The organism is Cupriavidus pauculus, assembly GCF_002858765.1.
Taxonomy (GTDB): domain Bacteria; phylum Pseudomonadota; class Gammaproteobacteria; order Burkholderiales; family Burkholderiaceae; genus Cupriavidus; species Cupriavidus pauculus_B.
Genome location: NZ_PJRP01000001.1, coordinates 753,523 through 771,490 on the forward strand (window position 1 = coordinate 753,523; position 17,968 = coordinate 771,490).

15 protein-coding genes and 1 tRNA gene are annotated in these 17,968 nt (G+C 65.3%); 10 read left to right on the forward strand and 6 right to left on the reverse strand.

Annotated elements, in window-relative coordinates:
• Window positions 1–209: 209 nt before the first annotated feature.
• Entirely contained in the window at window positions 210–896 is a 687-nt protein-coding gene (locus CYJ10_RS03450; RefSeq protein WP_101680134.1) for a response regulator transcription factor, read from the forward strand.
• Window positions 897–910: 14 nt separating this feature from the next.
• Here CYJ10_RS03450 and CYJ10_RS03455 read toward each other — a convergent pair whose 3' ends face one another.
• Window positions 911–1,831, reverse strand: a complete 921-nt coding sequence (locus CYJ10_RS03455) for a LysR substrate-binding domain-containing protein (RefSeq protein WP_180862829.1) — start codon at window positions 1,829–1,831, stop codon at window positions 911–913.
• Between the two features lie 112 nt (window positions 1,832–1,943).
• Between CYJ10_RS03455 and CYJ10_RS03460 the strand changes: the two genes are divergently transcribed.
• The 4 genes from CYJ10_RS03460 (at window position 1,944) to CYJ10_RS03475 (ending at window position 7,681) form a co-directional block, all read left to right on the forward strand.
• Entirely contained in the window at window positions 1,944–2,948 is a 1,005-nt protein-coding gene (locus CYJ10_RS03460; RefSeq protein WP_257992474.1) for a Bug family tripartite tricarboxylate transporter substrate binding protein, read from the forward strand.
• A 13-nt stretch (window positions 2,949–2,961) separates the two neighbouring features.
• Window positions 2,962–4,395, forward strand: a complete 1,434-nt coding sequence (locus tag CYJ10_RS03465; RefSeq protein ID WP_101680136.1) for an N-acyl-D-amino-acid deacylase family protein — start codon at window positions 2,962–2,964, stop codon at window positions 4,393–4,395.
• Between the two features lie 105 nt (window positions 4,396–4,500).
• Window positions 4,501–6,144: a pyridoxal-dependent aspartate 1-decarboxylase PanP gene (panP, locus tag CYJ10_RS03470; RefSeq protein WP_101680137.1), complete on the forward strand. Its 1,644-nt coding sequence runs from the start codon at window positions 4,501–4,503 to the stop codon at window positions 6,142–6,144.
• A 115-nt stretch (window positions 6,145–6,259) separates the two neighbouring features.
• A complete protein-coding gene (locus tag CYJ10_RS03475) occupies window positions 6,260–7,681 on the forward strand; it encodes a serine hydrolase (RefSeq protein WP_101680138.1) in 1,422 nt (473 codons plus the stop codon).
• A gap of 72 nt (window positions 7,682–7,753) precedes the next feature.
• Here CYJ10_RS03475 and CYJ10_RS03480 read toward each other — a convergent pair.
• The 5 genes from CYJ10_RS03480 to CYJ10_RS03500 all read right to left on the reverse strand — a co-directional run bounded on the left by CYJ10_RS03480 (window position 7,754) and on the right by CYJ10_RS03500 (window position 12,687).
• Window positions 7,754–7,830: transfer RNA gene (locus CYJ10_RS03480), tRNA-Met, on the reverse strand.
• 212 nt (window positions 7,831–8,042) lie between these two features.
• Entirely contained in the window at window positions 8,043–9,737 is a 1,695-nt protein-coding gene (locus tag CYJ10_RS03485) for an MFS transporter (protein WP_101680139.1), read from the reverse strand.
• Between the two features lie 308 nt (window positions 9,738–10,045).
• Window positions 10,046–10,414, reverse strand: coding sequence for a DUF4212 domain-containing protein (locus CYJ10_RS03490; RefSeq protein ID WP_101680140.1), 369 nt, complete (start codon window positions 10,412–10,414; stop codon window positions 10,046–10,048).
• The gene (locus CYJ10_RS03495; RefSeq protein ID WP_101680141.1) at window positions 10,411–11,985 is read right to left on the reverse strand and encodes a sensor histidine kinase; all 1,575 of its coding nucleotides are present in this window, start codon (window positions 11,983–11,985) and stop codon (window positions 10,411–10,413) included. The genes CYJ10_RS03490 and CYJ10_RS03495 overlap by 4 nt, the downstream gene beginning before the upstream one ends.
• Before the next feature lie 12 nt (window positions 11,986–11,997).
• A complete protein-coding gene (locus CYJ10_RS03500) occupies window positions 11,998–12,687 on the reverse strand; it encodes a response regulator (protein ID WP_101680142.1) in 690 nt (229 codons plus the stop codon).
• Window positions 12,688–12,958: 271 nt separating this feature from the next.
• Here CYJ10_RS03500 and recA point away from each other — a divergent pair, with 271 nt between their 5' ends.
• The 5 genes from recA (at window position 12,959) to sucD (ending at window position 17,852) form a co-directional block, all read left to right on the forward strand.
• Window positions 12,959–14,020 carry a recombinase RecA gene (recA, locus tag CYJ10_RS03505; RefSeq protein WP_101680143.1) on the forward strand — a complete coding sequence of 354 codons (1,062 nt, stop codon included), beginning with the start codon at window positions 12,959–12,961 and terminating at the stop codon, window positions 14,018–14,020.
• A 128-nt stretch (window positions 14,021–14,148) separates the two neighbouring features.
• Complete coding sequence (gene recX, locus CYJ10_RS03510; RefSeq protein WP_101680144.1) at window positions 14,149–14,616, forward strand: recombination regulator RecX; 468 nt, start codon at window positions 14,149–14,151, stop codon at window positions 14,614–14,616.
• Between the two features lie 367 nt (window positions 14,617–14,983).
• On the forward strand, window positions 14,984–15,655 hold the full coding sequence (locus CYJ10_RS03515) for a DUF2889 domain-containing protein (RefSeq protein WP_101680145.1): 672 nt from the start codon (window positions 14,984–14,986) through the stop codon (window positions 15,653–15,655).
• Between the two features lie 90 nt (window positions 15,656–15,745).
• Entirely contained in the window at window positions 15,746–16,912 is a 1,167-nt protein-coding gene (gene sucC / locus CYJ10_RS03520) for an ADP-forming succinate--CoA ligase subunit beta (RefSeq protein ID WP_101680146.1), read from the forward strand.
• Window positions 16,913–16,970: 58 nt separating this feature from the next.
• Window positions 16,971–17,852, forward strand: a complete 882-nt coding sequence (gene sucD / locus CYJ10_RS03525; RefSeq protein ID WP_101680147.1) for a succinate--CoA ligase subunit alpha — start codon at window positions 16,971–16,973, stop codon at window positions 17,850–17,852.
• Window positions 17,853–17,968: the final 116 nt, after the last annotated feature.

The window sequence follows — 17,968 nt, forward strand, 5'->3', positions numbered from 1 at the left end:
TTTTTGAGGATTTCACGATTGTCATCTGTTGGACTTTTAGGTTGATCGTCGCTCCGTGAGCCGCACATCTGCCAGCGTGCGGACGCAACGGCTCAACGTCTGAAATTTCCGTAGGAAAGCCCGGAAATTTCAACATGCATTTTCAGCCCGTTCTGCCGTTGCGCTGAAAGGCCTAAGCTGCCCGCTGTTCGAGTTCACGGAGATTTGGCATGCCCAACGCCATCGTTATTGACCCGCATACCGCCGTTCGCAAGTCTGTCTGCAACATCCTCGAGAGCGCGTCGGGCTTCGAGGAAGTCCGCGTTGCCCCCGGTGGCGCCGCCGGGCTGCTGGCGCTGCGCGACCGCCCGGCCGATCTGGTCGTGATGGATCTGCAGCTGGATGACCTGCCCGGCGACGCCGTGCTTGAGGAGGTGGTGTCGACCTGGCCGGTCACGTGCGTGCTGGTGCTCTCGGCCCAACGGCGCGCGGCGGAGCGCGCGTTGCTGGGCGGTGCCCACGGGTACATCGACAAGAGCGCGGGGCTGGACGGATTGGCCGACGCTGTGCGCGCGCTGATGACCGGCTACGCGGCGTTTCCGCTGAAGTCGTTGCCGACCTTCCGCCGCGCCGCCGCCAATCCGGCTGATCCCAAGGCCCTGCTGAGCCGGCGCGAACTGACTGTGTTGCGTCTGCTGGCGGTCGGCCATTCCAACAAGGCGATCTCGGACGTGCTGGAGATCAGCAACAAGACCGTTAGCTCGCACAAGGCCAGCATCATGGACAAGCTGGGTCTGGGCTCGCTGATCGCCCTAGCGGAATTTGCGCGCGTGCATCGGCTATTGCCGATGGAGGGCGAGCCGGTTCCTAGCGTGGCAAAGCCGCGCGTCAGGCGGAACGACGCCGCCGCGTTCTAGTGTGGCGCCGTGCGCTAGCCTTCCATGCCGGCGACGTCTGCGCGCCGGGTCATCAGCCATTCGCGCAGCACCTTCACCGCCGGCACGTCGGCACGATCGGCGCGACGGATCAGGTAGTACCCGCGCCGCGACGGCACCGATGCACGATTGAGCTGCACCACGCGCCCCTCGCGCAGGCTGTCGGCCACCGCGTAGTCGGGCACCAGCGCGGCGCCGAGGCCGGCCTCGGCGGCCTTGAGTGCGAACGTGACGAGGTTGTACTGCGTACCGGGCGGCAGCGGCAGATCGATGCTGGTGTCGAGATCGCGCAGGTAACTGGCCCAGGCGCTGGGCGCGGTTGTGTGGTGCAGCAGCGGCAGGGCGGCGATGCGGCTGGCCTGCAGCGGGAGCCGGCCGCGGACCAGTTCGCGCGCTGCAACCGGCAGGCTGCGTACGCCGTGCAGTAGGTCGGCGCTGTCGTCGTCGAGACCGTCTTCGGCGTAGACGATGGCGGCGTCCAGCCCCGCATCGCGCAACGATACCGCGCCGATGTGGTTGGCCACATGGATGCGAATCTCGGGATGCGCCGCCGCGAAGCCGCACAGGCGCGGCATGACCCATAGCAGGCCGAACGTGTTCGGCACCGAGAAGCGCACCTCGCGCATCCGCTGGGCGGCGCCCGAGGCGGCCACCGTTGCCGCTTCCAGCTGGTCCAGCAGCGACCGGATGCGTGCCAGGTAGCCAGCGCCTTCATCGCTCAATGCCAGCCGGGCGTTGTTGCGCTCGAACAGGGTCGTGCCAAGAAAGCTCTCGAGATCCAGCAGCTGCTTGCTGACGGCACCCTGGCTCAGGCCAAGCTCGTCGGCCGCTGCCGTCACGCTGCCCCGTCGCGCGATGGTGTCGAACGTGTTCAGGTTGACCACGGAGGGGATTTGACGCCGGGCGGGATGCTTCATGTCATCAAAAAAAGGAATGGGTGCTTGCCGAAACTTCGATATACAGCGGCGCGGGCCTGGGCGCAACATAGCGCGTTCACACAGAGATTGCACGCTTGCCGCGAGGTTGCCGATGACGATACCCCAGAGACACAAAGCCATTGAAATTCTTAAAACCCGCGCCGTGATGGCCGGGCTGCTGGCCGCATGTGCCGCAGGCAGCGCACAGGCGGCGGACTGGCCCGCCGGCAAGCCGATCACACTGATCGTGCCGGCAGCCGCGGGCAGCACGCCCGACCAGTCGAGCCGCAAGCTGGCCCAGTACCTGGGCGACAGGCTCGGCTCGTCGGTGGTGGTGGACAACCGGCCCGGCGCGGCCGGCAGCATCGCCATGCAGACGCTGGTGCGCAGCAGGCCGGACGGCTACACGATCGGCTTCGGCAATATCGTGACGATGGCCATCAACCGCAGCCTGCTGGCGCGCCCCGGCTATGACCCCGACAAGGACCTGGTGCCGGTCTGCGCCACCACGACCATCCCGAATATCCTGGCCGTGAGCCCCGGCCTGCCGGTGCACACGGTCAGGGAGCTGATCGACTACGCACGCAAGAATCCGGGCCGCCTGACGATGGGCTCGGGCGGCAACGGTACGACCAGCCACCTGAGCGGCGAAATGCTCAGAGACCAGGCGCACATCGAATTTCGCCATATTCCATACCGTGGCGCGCCGCAGGCACAGATCGACGTCATCAGCGGCCAGGTCGACTTCATGTTCGACAACGTGCCCTCCATCCTCGCCGCCGTGCAGGGCAACAAGCTGCGCGCCATTGCGGTGACCAGCAAGGCGCGGCTGCCGGTGCTGGCCAACGTGCCGACGATGGAGGAAGCGGGCCTGCCCGGTTTCGAGGTCAATGCCTGGGGCGGCATCGTGGCGCCCGCCGGCACGCCCCGGCCCGTGGTGGAGCGGCTGAACCGCGAGATCAATGCCTACCTGCAGTTGCCGGCCACGCGGAAGGAGGCCGAGCAGAACGGATCGGTGGTGGTGGGCGGCTCGCCCGAGGCGTTTGCCCAGATGATCGGAAAGGAAAGCCGCAAGTGGGGCGACCTGATCCGCAAGGCTGACATCAAGCTCGACTGACGGGGAGACCAGCATGTTCGATGTGATTTTGCGCGGCGGCGATGTGATCGACGGCACCGGCGCGGCGCGTTACCGTGCCGACGTGGCGCTGCAGGGTGGCCGTATCGTGTTCATTGGCGACGCCACGGGCCAGCGCGCCGACCGCGAGATCGATGTGGCCGGGATGGTCGTGGCGCCGGGCTTTATCGACAGCCACGCGCACGACGACCGCGCCGTACTGGAAACCCCGGGCATGGCGCCGAAGATCTCGCAGGGGGTGACGACCGTCGTGAACGGCAACTGCGGCATCAGCCTGGCGCCGTACCGGCAGAGCGGTGGGGACCCGCCGCTGCCCCTGCGCACGGTTGACCCGCAGTGGCGCTTTGCGGCGTTCGGCCAGTATCTCGATGCCCTCGACGCCACGCCGGCGGCTGTCAACGTGGCATCACTGGTTGGCCATACGGCGTTGCGCGCGGTGCATCAGGCGGACTTCGACCGGCCTGCCACCGCCGTCGAGGTAGAAGCCATGCGCCAGGCCGCCAACGCTGCGCTGGAGCAGGGCGCGATCGGCATGTCCACGGGCACGTTCTACCCGCCCGCGGCGTCCGCGCCGGCCGAGGAAATCATCGGCGTGGGGCGCGACCTGAAGCAGTTCGGTGTTGTCTATGCCACGCACATGCGTACCGAGGGCGACGGCGTGATCGAGGCCATCGAGGAATCGGCCCGGATTGCGCGCGCCATCGACGTCAGGCTCGTGATCTCGCATCACAAGGTCATCGGCAAGCCCAACTTCGGCCGCACGCGCGAGACGCTGGCCCGTATCGGCGAACTGGGCCGTGCGCAGAAGATCTGCCTGGACTGCTATCCGTACACGGCGTCGTCGTCGCTGCTGCGCCGCGAACGGCTGGCCATCAGCGACGAGATCCTGATTACCTATTCGCGCTCGGCGCCGAAAAGCGCCGGCCGCAAGCTGTCCGACCTGGCGCACGAATGGCAGTGCTCGCGTGCCGAGGCGCTGGACCGCGTGATGCCAGGCATGGGCATGTACTTCTTCATGGACGAAGGCGACGTCCAGCGCGTGCTGGCGTACCGCGACACGATGATCGGATCGGACGGGATTCCGTCCGACGACTATCCGCATCCGCGCCTGTGGGGCACCTTCACGCGCCTGCTGGGCCACTACAGCCGCGACCTGGGCCTGCTGACGCTGGAGGAAACCGTCCACAAGATGACAGGCATGACTGCGCACGCGTTCGGGCTGGCTGGTCGCGGCGAGATCCGGGAAGGCCACGCCGCCGACGTCACCGTGTTCGATCCGAAGACGGTGAAGGATGTGGCGACGTACCTGGATCCGCAACAGCCGTCGGCCGGCATTGCGCACGTGTTCGTGAACGGGCAGGCCGTGTGGGAGCACGGCGCGGCAACCTGCGCACGGCCGGGGCGGAGCCTGCGCCGCGCGGCACGCTGACGCACCGGGGCCGGCCCTGTCCGGCCTTATTCGGCCCTTATCCGGCATAATCCCAGCCACACCGCGCCGCATCCGGGGCGGCACGGTATCGACTGGGCTTTGCAAATGAACGCGCCGAAGACGGAGAAGTCAGACAACTCGCACGACCCTCGATTGGACGACGACTGTCCGCTGCACTGGTTCGACGCTGACCGGGGTGCGTTCGAGGACCTGGAGCGACGCATCGCCGAGCACCCTGCGGATTTCTTCGCCAGCCAGGATTTCGATCCGGTGGGCGCCTGCGCCACGCGCGAGGCGCAGTTCGCGTCGGTGGACCTGCCCGAAGACCCCACCGCGCCGCAGGCGCACGCCGATCACCTGTTGCACGACGTATTCCGCCACGTGATGCCGGTGGCCTCGCCGAGCTTCGTCGGTCATATGACGTCGTCGCTGCCGTCGTTCATGCCGTCGCTGGCCAAGATCGTGGCGGCGCTGAACCAGAACGTGGTGAAGCTTGAAACCTCGGGCGCGTTGACCGGCCTGGAGCGCCAGGTCATCGGCATGCTGCACAAGCTGGTCTTTGCGCGCGAGGGCGACTTCTATGCCCAGTGGCTGCACAACCCCGAGCATTCGCTTGGCGCGTTTTGCGCGGGTGGCACCACGGCCAACCTGGCGGCGCTCTGGGCCAGCCGCAACAACGTGCTGCGTGCGCGCGACGGCTTCGCGGGCGTCCACAATGCCGGCCTGATGGCGGCGCTGCGCCACTACGGCTACGACGGGCTGGCGATCGTGGTGTCCGAGCGCGGCCACTATTCGCTGCGCAAGGCCGCCGACGTGCTGGGTATCGGCCGCGACAACCTGGTGCCGGTGGCGGTCGATGGCGATGGCCGCATGCGGATCGACAAGCTCCGCGACACGCTGGGCGATCTGCAGGCAAGCAATATCCGGACGATGGCCATCGTTGGCATTGCCGGATCGACCGAAACTGGCGCGGTGGACCCGCTGGACGCGATGGCCGACGTGGCGCAGGAAGCCGGGTGCCATTTTCATGTCGATGCCGCCTGGGGCGGTGCGACATTGCTGTCCGAACGCGAGCGCGGGCGCTTTGCCGGCATCGAACGTGCGGATTCCGTGGTGATCGACGCACACAAGCAGTTTTATGTGCCGATGGGCGCCGGCATGGTGCTGTTCCGCGATCCGGCCTGGACGCAGGAGATCATCCAGCACGCGAACTACATCGTGCGCAAGGGCTCGGTCGACCTGGGACGCCACACACTCGAAGGCTCGCGCGGCGCGGCGGCCGTAATGCTCTACGCCAACCTGCACCTGCTGGGACGCAAGGGGCTGGCCAGGCTGATCGACACCGGCATCGACAACGCGAAGTTCTTTGCCGGACTGATCGAGCAACAGGCCGATTTCGAGCTCGATAGCCGGCCGCAGCTTTGCATCCTGACGTACCGCTACGTGCCCGAACCTGTGCGCACGGCGCTGGTGTCGGCGTCGACGCCGGCGGAGACCCGCGAGCAGATCCAGCAGGCGCTGGACGCGCTCACCATCAGCATCCAGGAGATGCAGCGCGACGCCGGGCGGTCGTTCGTGTCGCGCACGCAGCTGACGTCGTCGCAGTGGGGCGGCAGGGCAATCGCGGTGTTCCGAGTGGTGCTGGCGAATCCGGACACGACGCGCGACATCCTGCAGGGCGTGCTGGCCGAACAACGCGCGCTGGCCGCGCGGAGCCCGATGCTGGCGCCGTTGATGGCGCTGGTTTGAGGCTTCCGGCGGCGATGGCCGCTACGGCTGGCGCAGGTGCGTTCCCATCGCGCGCCAGCACACGATAGTCCACGGTAGGTCTTGTTCGCTCGTACAAACGTTTCGAGGGGGGGGAATGCTGGGAGACTTCGATGGGCTGGTGGAGGCGGCCATGGCGGAATGGCGCGTTCCAGGTGCGGCGATAGCGATCGTAAAGGCGGGCGAAACGCTGCTGCTCAAGGGGTACGGCCGAAAGGATATCGATGCAGACGATGTTGTCACGCCCGATACGCAGTTCTTGCTTTGTTCCCTGACCAAATCCTTCACGGCGGCCGGTCTTGGCCTGCTGTTCGACGAAGGCAAGCTGGATTTTGGCCGACCGGTTCGGGACTATCTGCCGGCGTTCCAACTGCACGATGCCGTCGCCAGCGAGCGTGTCACCGTTCGCGATCTGCTATGCCATCACACCGGGTTGCCTCGCCACGACTGGATCCACGGGCCCGGCGACCTTTCCACCGCGCAAATTGTCGAGTCCCTGAGGCACCTGCAACTCAGTCGTGATATCCGCACCGGGTTCGAGTACCAGAACCTGGGCTATGTCGTTGCCGGACACATTGCCGAGCGGATCAGTGGGCAGCGTTGGGAGTCGTTCACCGCCGATCGGTTGCTGCACCCACTTGGCTTCACCGATTTCGGGTTTGCAATCGAGGCGCTGGCTGGTGCGGCAGATCACGCGCACCCCCATGTGCGCCGGGGTGCCGAGGTGGAACGCGCCCACCTGTGCCCCATTCGAGCGGCGCCGGCCGGGGCCCTCAACGCAAGCGTCCGAGACCTGGCCCGATGGCTGAACCTGTGGTTGGGCGATGGCCAGGTAGCCGGCAGCCGGCTTCTGTCCAGTCAGGCGATTCGGGAAATGACTACGCCTTGGGTCTACGCCGGCCAATCGCCAAACGAGCACGTCGGGCATTTGCACTACGGCTTTGGCTGGAACATTGGCCACTATCGTGGCGCGCGGATGCAGTGGCACACCGGGTCCTGGGTAGGTTGGTCCACGATCATGGCGATACTGCCCGAGCATGGCCTTGGCATCGCCATACTGACCAACCGGGTGCCCGGCGGCGTGACGGAGCTGCTCACCTATAGCGCGTTCGACCGGTTGCGCGGACACGAGCCAGTCGATTGGCTGGCACGCTTTGCCGAAGGGCGGCGCAAGGCGCTGGCGCAGGAACGCGAGGAAAAGGCCCGGCGCGAGGCAGAGCGGGAGAAGGCGCGGACAGTACCGCTTTCGCTGACCCAGTACGTGGGTGACTACACGCACCCTGCCTATGGCCGTTTCGCCATCGTTCGCGAAGGCGAGGGCCTGGGCTGGCGCTGGCGAGGCATGTCGGGGCGACTCGCCGCTGTGGATGCCGATGTCTTCAGCACCGAAGACAGGCCCGCGGAGATTCATCCGGACAACCTGCCACTGACGTTTGGACGCGATGGCAAAGGGGAAGTCGACCGGGTGTCGGCGCCCCTGGAGCCGAAGGTGGCTGACATCGTGTTTCGGCGGGCGTGAACTAGCCATTCTCGGCCGCCCCAAAGCAAAACGCCGCAATCCCGTGAAGGATTGCGGCGTCTTCCAAATAGATGGTGGCGAATCAGGGACTCGAACCCCGGACCTGCGGATTATGATTCCGTCGCTCTAACCAACTGAGCTAATTCGCCAACGAAGATCGAAATTATACCCACGCTTTTCGGGCTGTCAACACCTTTGTGACAATTTTCTGCAAGCTTCGGCGCTTGCCTAAAAAAATGGCAGACCCGAGGGTCTGCCTAGAAGGAGCGGCTGGCCGGTAGGCCAGCCATCCTGAGCGAGGGTTACCGGTTGTATCCCTCCGGTGAATGCCTGGATTGCGTGGTTGTTGTCGTGTGGCCGCTTAGTCGTTGGCGTAGATGTCCACGTCCTTGGTTTCGCGGACGAACAGCGCGCCCAGCACGAAGGTCATGGCGGCGATGATGATCGGGTACCAGAGGCCGTAGTAGATGTTGCCGTTCTGGGCCACCAGCGCGAACGAGATGGTGGGCAGCAGGCCGCCGAACCAGCCATTGCCGATGTGATACGGCAGCGACATCGACGAGTAGCGGATGCGGGTCGGGAACATTTCCACCAGCATGGCCGCGATCGGGCCGTACACCATCGTCACGTAGATCACCAGGATGACCAGGACCACCAGCACCATGATCGTGTTCATCTGGGCCGGGTCCGCCTTGGTCGGATAGCCGTGCGCCGTCATCTCGGTGCTGACTGCCTTCTTGAAGTCGGCGATCTGCTTCTTGCTGGCGTCGTCGAAGGCGCCCTTGCCCACGGTGGCGTCGAAGGACTTGATTTCCTTGTCGCCGATCTTCACCGACGCCACGGTACCGGCCGGAGCGTTGACCACCTCATAGCTGGCCGATGCCTGGGCCAGCGTACGCTTGACGATGTCGCACGAGCTGCGGAAATCGATCTCGCGGGCGATCGGGCTGCCCTGGAACGAACAGGTGGCTGGGTCGGCCGTGACCACGATCTGGGCCGACTGCTGGGCACGCTCCAGCGCCGGGTTGGCGTAGTGCGTCATTGCCTTGAACAGCGGGAAGTAGGTCAGCACGGCCAGCGCGCAGCCCAGCATGATGATCCACTTGCGGCCGATCTTGTCCGACAGCGAGCCGAAGAAGATGAAGAACGGCGTGCCGATCACCAGTGCGCCGGCGATCAGCAGGTTGGCCGTGGTGGCGTCCACCTTCAGCACCTGCGTGAGGAAGAACAGCGAGTAGAACTGGCCCGTGTACCAGACCACGGCCTGGCCGGCGGTCAGGCCCACCAGCGCCAGGATCACGATCTTCAGGTTGCGCCATTGGCCGAAGGCTTCGGTCAGCGGTGCCTTCGACGTCTTGCCCTCGGCCTTCATCTTCTGGAAGGCCGGCGACTCGCTCATCGACAGGCGGATATACACCGACATGGCCAGCAGCAGGATCGAGACCAGGAACGGGATACGCCAGCCCCAGGCGTCGAACGCGGCGGGCGTCATCGCCTGGCGGCACAGCAGAATCACGATCAGCGAAAGGAACAGGCCCAGTGTGGCGGTGGTCTGGATCCATGCGGTATAGGCGCCGCGCTTGCCGTGCGGTGCGTGCTCGGCCACGTACGTGGCGGCACCGCCGTACTCGCCGCCCAGTGCCAGGCCCTGCAGCATGCGCAGGGCGATCAGGATGATCGGGGCGGCCCAGCCGATGGCGGCGTACCCCGGCAGCAGGCCGACGATGAACGTCGAGACGCCCATGATCAGGATGGTCACCAGGAAGGTGTACTTGCGGCCGATCATGTCGCCGAGACGGCCAAACACCAGGGCGCCGAAGGGGCGGACGATGAAGCCCGCCGCGAAGGCCAGCAGCGCGAAGATGAATGCCGAAGTGGGGTCCAGCCCCGCGAAGAACTGCTTGGCGATGACCGACGCCAGCGAACCGTACAGATAAAAGTCGTACCACTCGAACACCGTGCCGAGGGAAGAGGCCATGATGACCTTCTTCTCTTCCTTCGTCATCGGCGCATTGTGGGCCGCAGGTACGGCCCCCACATTTTGCGCGTTTGCCATTTGTTGTCTCCTCCGTTTCCGTTCTTCCGTCGAAAATCTTCAGGTCCCCGTCGTCAGGCGCGTGTACGTGTGCGCGTACCGGCCCATTGCGCCAAGGTTGGAACGATTGTGGGAGGCGAAACTTACTGAGTTCTGACAGATTCAGGGCAAACCGGACTGAATCCGTCGGGGTATACGCTAGGCAAATCGGGCCGAAATCGGGGCGTGGACGTGCTGCATTGCGAGGCCCCCGGACCGCCGGCCGCCGGCCGCCGCCACCGGGCGCCGTTCTTGCGGCGCAGCAATGGGCGTAAGCCCGGAGGAAACCCTTAGAGCGGGTCGTGGCGGGGTTTTTCGCCGGCGCCGTCAGGTTGGGCGGGCGGCGACGGGTGGGCTTCGATGTGGATACCGGCGCCGGCCAGTTCGCTCTCGCGGGCGTGCATCTCGTCGTCGGCCCGGTTCATGCGCCAGGCGTACAGCGCGGCCATCAGCACGTAAAGAATTAGCGATCCCTGGGCGGCCATCCAGAACGAAAAGGGCCAGCCCAGGAAGTCAAAGCGCAGGTCGCGCGCAAACCAGCTGATCCCGAACGTGATCAGGAACCAGGCTGCCAGCAGCGCCACGATCCATCGCACGTTGTGATGCCAGCCGCGTCGTTCGAGCGGCGTCATGCGGTCGCGGGGCGGTTTCCTGGTCATGCCGGGTTCTCTTCCGGTGCGGTGCGGCGCAGGGTGATGCGCAGTCGCGCACCGGCCAGCCGCGGCGACGTCTGATAGACGTTGTCGTGGATGCTCACCTCGCCGCCATGCTGCTGCACGATTTCACGCACGATGGCCAGCCCAAGCCCGCTGCCCTCGGTGTTGGTGCCCAGCACGCGGTAGAAGCGCTCCATCACGCGTTCGCGCTCGCCGGGCGCGATGCCGGGGCCCGTGTCTTCCACATCCAGATAGGCGAATGGCTCGAAGGCGTCGCTGGTCACGCGCACGGTGGCGTGGCCGCCGGCAGGCGTGTAGCGGATGGCGTTGTCCACCAGGTTGTTGAGCATTTCGGTCAGCATCAGGCGGTTGCCGGTGATCATGACGGGGTGCTCGTCGGCTTCCAGCCCCAGGTCGATGTTGCGCGCCCACGCCTGCGGCAGCCAGTCCTTGACCACGTCGCGGGCCAGTGCCGAAAGATCCAGCGGCGCCATGCCGCCGGCGCCCCCCAGGTTTTCCATGCGCGCCAGCGACAGCAGTTGCGTCACCAGGTGCGCGGTGCGTTCCGAACTGCCGGCGATCTGCGCTAGCGACCGCCGCAGTTCCTCGGGCGACTGTTCGCGCTGGGCCAGTTCGGCCTGCATGCGCAAGCCCGCCAGCGGTGTCTTCATCTGGTGCGCGGCATCGGCAATGAAACGCTTCTGGGTCTGCACGGACTGGTCGAGCTGGGCCAGCAGGTCGTTGAACGACGCCACCAGCGGCGTGATTTCCTGCGGCGCGGCGCGTTCGTCGATGGGGCTCGTGTCGCCCGGATTGCGCGAGCGGATGCGCTGCTGGATGGCCGTCAGCGGCGCCAGCCCGCGCGTGAGCCCGAACCACACCAGCACCACGGCCAGTGGCAGGATCACGAACTGCGGCAGGATCACGCCCTTGATGATTTCGTTGGCCAGCCGGGCGCGCTTGTCGAGTGTCTCGGCCACCTGCACCAGCACCGGCTGGTCGCCGCCGACATTTTTCAGATCGACATAGGTATAAGCCACGCGCACATCGTTACCGGCCACGCGGTCGTCACGCATCGACACCAGGCCGGCATGGCCCTGTTCCTCTTCCGACGGCAGCGGCAGGTCGTGGTCGCCGGCCACATACTCGCCGCGCTTGCCCACCACCTGATAATAGATATTGTCGGTCTCGTCGGCGCGCAGGATCTCGCGGGCCGACAGCGGCAGCTGCAGCGTCACGCGCCCGTTCACTTCGCGCACCTGCTGCGACAGCACGATGGCACTGGCCTCCAGCGCGCGGTCGAACGGCCCGTTGGCGATCGACTTGGCCACCAGGTACGTGACCGCGATGCTCATCGGCCAGAGCAGCAGCAGCGGCGCCAGCATCCAGTCCAGGATCTCGCCAAACAGCGAGCGCGGTGCGGGATGGGCGGAAGTTTCTTCCAGGTGGGGCAGGGCGTCCGCCAGCGCCAAATCCTCGGCGGCGACATCGGCCAGCGTGGGGCGTGCGGCTTCAGGCAGGGGGGCAGCGCCTGCGGCGGGATGGCGTCGCCAGGGCAGGCGCAGCAGGCTCATGAGCAGTTCGCGTCAGCCGTGGGTGGCCATGGCCGGCTGGAATTTCTCCAGGCAGTAGCCCAGGCCGCGCACGGTGGCGATGCGGATGCCGCCCACCTCGATCTTCTTGCGCAGGCGGTGCACGTAGACTTCGATGGCGTTGTTGCTGACTTCCTCGCCCCATTCGCACAGATGGTCGACGAGCTGTTCCTTCGACACCAGCCGGCCGCTGCGCGTGAGCAGGATTTCCAGCAGGCCGATCTCGCGCGCCGACAGGTCCAGCATCTGGTCGTTGAGGAAGGCGATGCGCCCGACCTGATCGAACGCCAGCGGGCCGTGGCGCATCAGCGTGGCGCCGCCGCCGGCACCGCGCCGCACCAGCGCGCGCACGCGTGCTTCCAGCTCGGATAGCGCAAAGGGCTTGGCCATGTAGTCGTCGGCGCCCAGGTCCAGCCCCTTGACGCGCTCGTCCACGCCGTCGGCCGCGGTCAGGATCATCACGGGCAGCATCGCGCCGCGCGCACGCAGCCGCTTGAGCACTTCCAGGCCGGGCATGCGGGGCAGGCCCAGGTCCAGGATCAGCAGGTCGAAAGTCTGCGTGGAAAGGGCCGAGTCGGCTTCCACGCCGTTGGCGACGTGATCGACGGCATAGCCGGAATGGCGCAGCGACCGTGTCAGGCCGTCTGCCAGCACGTCGTCATCTTCGGCGATCAGAATCCGCATGGTTTGTCTCCACCCTTGTCACCTTTTTTGGGCCGGCATCGCCGGCCGCCGGTTTGCGGTGCCGGTGGGGCTTGCCAAGCATACTGTTTTTTTATACAGTACCCGACATTCCGCGCGAGTGGTCCTGGAAGGGACTGGCGCAGGGCCGGGACTGGCGAGTCGAGGTGCCAAAAGCCGCCGAAATTGATCGGAAAAGGCTTGAAAAACAGGCGCCACGCCGCATGCGGCCTATTTATACACCAATTGACCACCCATTGACTGAAGGACGACCATGGACGACAAGAAGGCCGGCGCCGGCGTAAGCGCTGAGAAGCAGAAGGCGCTTGCCGCCGCGCTCTCCCAGATCGAGAAGCAGTTCGGCAAGGGCTCGATCATGCGCCTGGGCGATGGCGACGTCGAACAGGATATCCAGGTGGTGTCCACCGGATCGCTGGGTCTGGACGTCGCGCTGGGCGTCGGCGGCCTGCCACGCGGCCGCGTGGTCGAGATCTACGGCCCGGAATCGTCGGGCAAGACCACCCTGACGCTGCAGGTCGTTGCCGAAATGCAGAAGCTGGGCGGCACCTGCGCGTTCATCGACGCGGAACACGCCCTGGACGTGCAATACGCCGGCAAGCTGGGCGTGAACGTGGGCGACCTGCTGATCTCCCAGCCGGACACCGGCGAGCAGGCACTGGAAATCACCGACGCGCTGGTGCGCTCGGGCTCAATCGACCTGATCGTGATCGACTCGGTGGCCGCGCTGGTGCCGAAGGCCGAAATCGAAGGCGAGATGGGCGATTCGCTGCCGGGTCTGCAGGCCCGCCTGATGAGCCAGGCGCTGCGCAAGCTGACCGGTACCATCAAGCGTACCAACTGCCTGGTCATCTTCATCAACCAGATCCGTATGAAAATCGGTGTGATGTTTGGATCGCCTGAAACCACGACCGGCGGTAACGCGCTGAAGTTCTACGCCTCGGTGCGTCTGGACATCCGCCGCATCGGCTCGATCAAGAAGGGCGACGAAGTGGTGGGCAACGAGACCAAGGTCAAGGTGGTCAAGAACAAGGTTTCGCCGCCGTTCCGCGAAGCGTTCTTCGACATCCTCTACGGCCAAGGTATCTCGCGTCAGGGCGAGATCATCGACCTGGGCGTGGACGCCAAGATCGTCGAGAAGTCGGGCGCGTGGTACAGCTACAACGGCGACAAGATCGGCCAGGGCAAGGACAACGCGCGTGAATACCTGCGCGAGAATCCGGACATCGCCGCCGAGATCGAAAACAAGGTGCGCGCTGTGCTGGGTGTGGCCCCGACGAACACCACGCTGGGTACGCCGGCCGTGATCGAAGACTGAGGCGGGCGCCTGCCGGCAACGAAAGCCGTCGCATGACAGTGCGGCGGCTTTTTTATTTTTGCCCACATTATTCCGCGCGATATTCCCCCGATACTCGCCGTATCCTCGCTACGCTCCCCTGATTTCTGATGGCCGGAACCCGTCCTCCGCTTTCCCTCAAGGCCCGCGCCGTTGGCTACCTCTCGCGCCGCGAGCATAGTCGCGTCGAACTGGCGCGCAAGCTGGCACCGCATGCCGAATCGGCCGAAGAAGTGGAAGCCTTGCTCGATGCGCTGGAGCGCGAAAACTGGCTGTCGAATGATCGCTTCGTCGACAGCCTGGTCCACCGGCGCGCCAGCCGCTACGGCGCGGCGCGCGTCATGCAGGAAGCCAAGACCCATCAGCTTGGCAACGAGCAACTGCGCGAACTCCAAGACCGGTTGCGCGATACCGAGGTGGAGCGCGCCGCCGAAGTCTGGCGCAAGCGCTTTGGTGTGCCGCCCGATTCACCCGAGGCGAGGGCCAAGCAGATCCGTTTCATGATGGCGCGGGGGTTTTCGCGAGGGGTGATCGGCAAGATCATCCGGGGCGCCGAGGACGATCTGGACGCCGAGTAGGCCAGTCGGGTGGCCATCTGCATACCTGCGTACGCATAAGGGGTATTCGGGCGGCCGTCAAGCCAGTTGTCGTACCACTGATGCAACGCAGCGTCGTTCCGTGTCGGCGCCCGGAAACCCAGGTGTGGGGCGGGTTTGGCGCCTTTGCCGCTGCAACAATCCGGGCCGGACAGACTGTCGCGCAGGATGTTCCCGGTCAAAGCAGCGCGGCATGTTAAACTCCACGAGTTATCCGGCCCAGGCGGCCTTCCGGCACGCGCCGGGCTGTCCGGACGGAAGCAAGCCGCAAAGTTCGCCGTAACGAACCCCGCGTAAGTACCGCCCCAGAATTCCGCCACGTTCAGCCTGCCGCTTCAGCCCCGCTGTCATGCCGCTTTCCCCACCCGTCAACCGTGCTTTGCGTCATCGCCGTGCCATCACGGCCGAAGCGTATTTGCGAGACGACGGTTTGTGGGACATCGAGGCGCGCCTGACCGACACGAAGCCGCGCGATATCGAGCTGGCCGGCAACCGCATCCGCCCCGAAGGCCAGCCGTTGCACGACCTCTGGCTGCGCGTGACGATCGATCTGCGCCTGAATATCGTGGACGCCGAAGCGTGTTCTGACTGGGTGCCCTATCCGACGCATTGCGACACGATCGGTCCGGCCTACCGCCAGTTGATCGGCCTGAACCTGACGAAGGGGTTCCGCAAGGCCGTGCGTGACCGGCTGGGCCATGTGGCCGGCTGCACCCATCTCACCGAACTGGCCGGCGTGCTGCCGACCGCCGCCATCCAGGCCTTCGCGGGCGACGTGTTCAAGATTCGCGACGGCGCCGACGATCCCAATCCTGAACCACCCATGCAGCTCCATGGATGCCACGCGCTCCATTTCGAGGGCGAGGTGGTTCGCCAGTTTTACCCGCGCTGGTATGGTCACCAGCCGAAACCGAGAGCCGGCGCTGCGGCGTCGTCCCCCCAGACCGCGTCACGCGCCGATGCCCCCGCATCAGGTGGCGAAGACACCCTGGCCCACCGGCCCAACGGTACGTCGGGCTGACCGTCACGGTCGGCTCAAGGAAACAGGCGCAAGCCCTTCGTCTCCAACTATTTTTCCAATCCCTTTACGCCTACCCGAAAGGAAACACGCATGAATATCCATGAGTATCAAGGCAAGGAAATCCTGCGCAAATACAATGTGCCGGTTCCGCGCGGCATCCCGGCTTTCTCGGTCGAAGAGGCCCTGAAGGCGGCTGAACAGCTCGGCGGCCCGGTGTGGGTCGTCAAGGCGCAGATCCACGCAGGCGGCCGCGGCAAGGGCGGCGGTGTGAAGGTGGCCAAGAGCATCGACGAGGTGAAGACCTACGCCAGCAACATCCTCGGCATGACGCTGGTGACGCACCAGACCGGCCCGGAAGGCAAGAAGGTCAACCGCCTGCTGATCGAAGAAGGCGCCGACATCAAGAAGGAACTGTACGTTTCGCTGGTGGTGGACCGCGTGTCGCAGAAGGTGGCCCTGATGGCATCGAGCGAAGGCGGCATGGACATCGAGGAAGTCGCTGCCCATAGCCCGGAAAAGATCCACACGCTGATCGTTGATCCGGCCGAAGGCCTGAAGGACGCTGACGCCGACGACATCGCCCGCAAGATCGGCGTGCCCGACGCCAGCATCGCCCAGGCTCGCCAGGCACTGCAAGGCCTGTACAAGGCGTTCTGGGAAACCGACGCTTCGCTGGCCGAAATCAACCCGCTGATCCTGACCGGCGACGGCAAGGTCATCGCCCTGGACGCCAAGTTCAACTTCGACTCCAACGCACTGTTCCGTCACCCGGAAATCGTTGCGTACCGTGACCTGGACGAAGAAGACGCCAACGAAATCGAAGCCTCGAAGTTCGACCTGGCCTACATCTCGCTGGACGGCAACATCGGCTGCCTGGTGAACGGTGCCGGTCTGGCCATGGCCACGATGGACACCATCAAGCTGTTCGGCGGCGAGCCGGCCAACTTCCTGGACGTGGGCGGCGGTGCCACCACCGAGAAGGTGACCGAAGCCTTCAAGCTGATGCTGAAGAACCCGAACGTGCAGGCCATCCTGGTCAACATCTTCGGCGGCATCATGCGCTGCGACGTGATCGCCGAAGGCGTGATCACCGCGTCGAAGGCCGTGCAGCTGGGCGTGCCGCTGGTCGTCCGCATGAAGGGCACGAACGAAGAGCTGGGCCGCAAGATGCTGGCTGAGTCGGGTCTGCCGATCATCTCGGCCGACACGATGGAAGAAGCCGCCCAGAAGGTCGTGGCCGCTGTCGCTGGCAAGTAAGGACAACTTTCGTTGCCGCCTGGCCGCAGCCGGGCGGGGCGACTAAAAGGACTAGCAAATGAGCATTCTGATCAACAAGGACACGAAGGTCATCACCCAGGGCATCACCGGCAAGACCGGCCAGTTCCACACCCGTGGCTGCCGCGACTATGCCAACGGCAAGAACGCGTTCGTTGCCGGCGTGAACCCGAAGAAGGCCGGCGAAGACTTCGAAGGTATTCCTATTTACGCCAGCGTGAAGGACGCCAAGGCACAGACCGGTGCCACCGTGTCGGTGATCTACGTGCCGCCCGCAGGCGCAGCTGCCGCCATCTGGGAAGCCGTCGACGCCGACCTGGACCTGGTGGTCTGCATTACCGAAGGCATCCCCGTCCGCGACATGATGGAAGTCAAGGACAAGATGCGTAAGCAGAACAAGAAGACCCTGCTGCTGGGGCCGAACTGCCCGGGCCTGATCACGCCGGACGAGATCAAGATCGGCATCATGCCGGGTCACATCCACCGCAAGGGCCGCATCGGCGTGGTGTCGCGCTCGGGCACGCTGACGTACGAAGCCGTGGGCCAGCTGACCGCGCTGGGCCTGGGCCAGTCGTCGGCTGTCGGCATTGGTGGTGACCCCATCAACGGCCTGAAGCACATCGACGTGATGAAGATGTTCAACGACGATCCGGATACGGACGCCGTGGTCATGATCGGTGAGATCGGTGGTCCGGACGAAGCCAACGCGGCTTACTGGATCAAGGAAAACATGAAGAAGCCGGTGGTTGGCTTCATCGCTGGCGTGACCGCGCCTCCGGGCAAGCGCATGGGCCACGCCGGCGCGCTCATCTCGGGTGGTGCCGACACCGCCCAGGCCAAGCTGGAAATCATGGAAGCCTGCGGTATCACGGTGACCAAGAACCCGTCGGAAATGGCTCGTCTGCTGAAGGCAATGCTGTAAGCAGCCAGGCCGAAGCCGCGCGGCGGTGTGGCTTGTCTGGCACACCGCAGGGCGCGCCGTACCTGTGGGGCGTCGGGGTCGATATGACTCCACACGCACCGCGATTCATTGCCCCC

Bases quoted from the DNA above. Each gene is read 5' to 3' on its own strand.
- CYJ10_RS03485 (WP_101680139.1), bottom strand. From the start codon at position 9,737: ATGGCAAACGCGCAAAATGTGGGGGCCGTACCTGCGGCCCACAATGCG.
- CYJ10_RS03475 (WP_101680138.1), top strand. From the start codon at position 6,260: ATGCTGGGAGACTTCGATGGGCTGGTGGAGGCGGCCATGGCGGAATGG.
- sucD (WP_101680147.1), top strand. From the start codon at position 16,971: ATGAGCATTCTGATCAACAAGGACACGAAGGTCATCACCCAGGGCATC.
- CYJ10_RS03455 (WP_180862829.1), bottom strand. From the start codon at position 1,831: ATGAAGCATCCCGCCCGGCGTCAAATCCCCTCCGTGGTCAACCTGAAC.
- recX (WP_101680144.1), top strand. From the start codon at position 14,149: ATGGCCGGAACCCGTCCTCCGCTTTCCCTCAAGGCCCGCGCCGTTGGC.
- CYJ10_RS03450 (WP_101680134.1), top strand. From the start codon at position 210: ATGCCCAACGCCATCGTTATTGACCCGCATACCGCCGTTCGCAAGTCT.
- CYJ10_RS03495 (WP_101680141.1), bottom strand. From the start codon at position 11,985: ATGAGCCTGCTGCGCCTGCCCTGGCGACGCCATCCCGCCGCAGGCGCT.
- panP (WP_101680137.1), top strand. From the start codon at position 4,501: ATGAACGCGCCGAAGACGGAGAAGTCAGACAACTCGCACGACCCTCGA.
- CYJ10_RS03460 (WP_257992474.1), top strand. From the start codon at position 1,944: ATGACGATACCCCAGAGACACAAAGCCATTGAAATTCTTAAAACCCGC.
- CYJ10_RS03490 (WP_101680140.1), bottom strand. From the start codon at position 10,414: ATGACCAGGAAACCGCCCCGCGACCGCATGACGCCGCTCGAACGACGC.
- recA (WP_101680143.1), top strand. From the start codon at position 12,959: ATGGACGACAAGAAGGCCGGCGCCGGCGTAAGCGCTGAGAAGCAGAAG.
- CYJ10_RS03515 (WP_101680145.1), top strand. From the start codon at position 14,984: ATGCCGCTTTCCCCACCCGTCAACCGTGCTTTGCGTCATCGCCGTGCC.
- sucC (WP_101680146.1), top strand. From the start codon at position 15,746: ATGAATATCCATGAGTATCAAGGCAAGGAAATCCTGCGCAAATACAAT.
- CYJ10_RS03500 (WP_101680142.1), bottom strand. From the start codon at position 12,687: ATGCGGATTCTGATCGCCGAAGATGACGACGTGCTGGCAGACGGCCTG.
- CYJ10_RS03465 (WP_101680136.1), top strand. From the start codon at position 2,962: ATGTTCGATGTGATTTTGCGCGGCGGCGATGTGATCGACGGCACCGGC.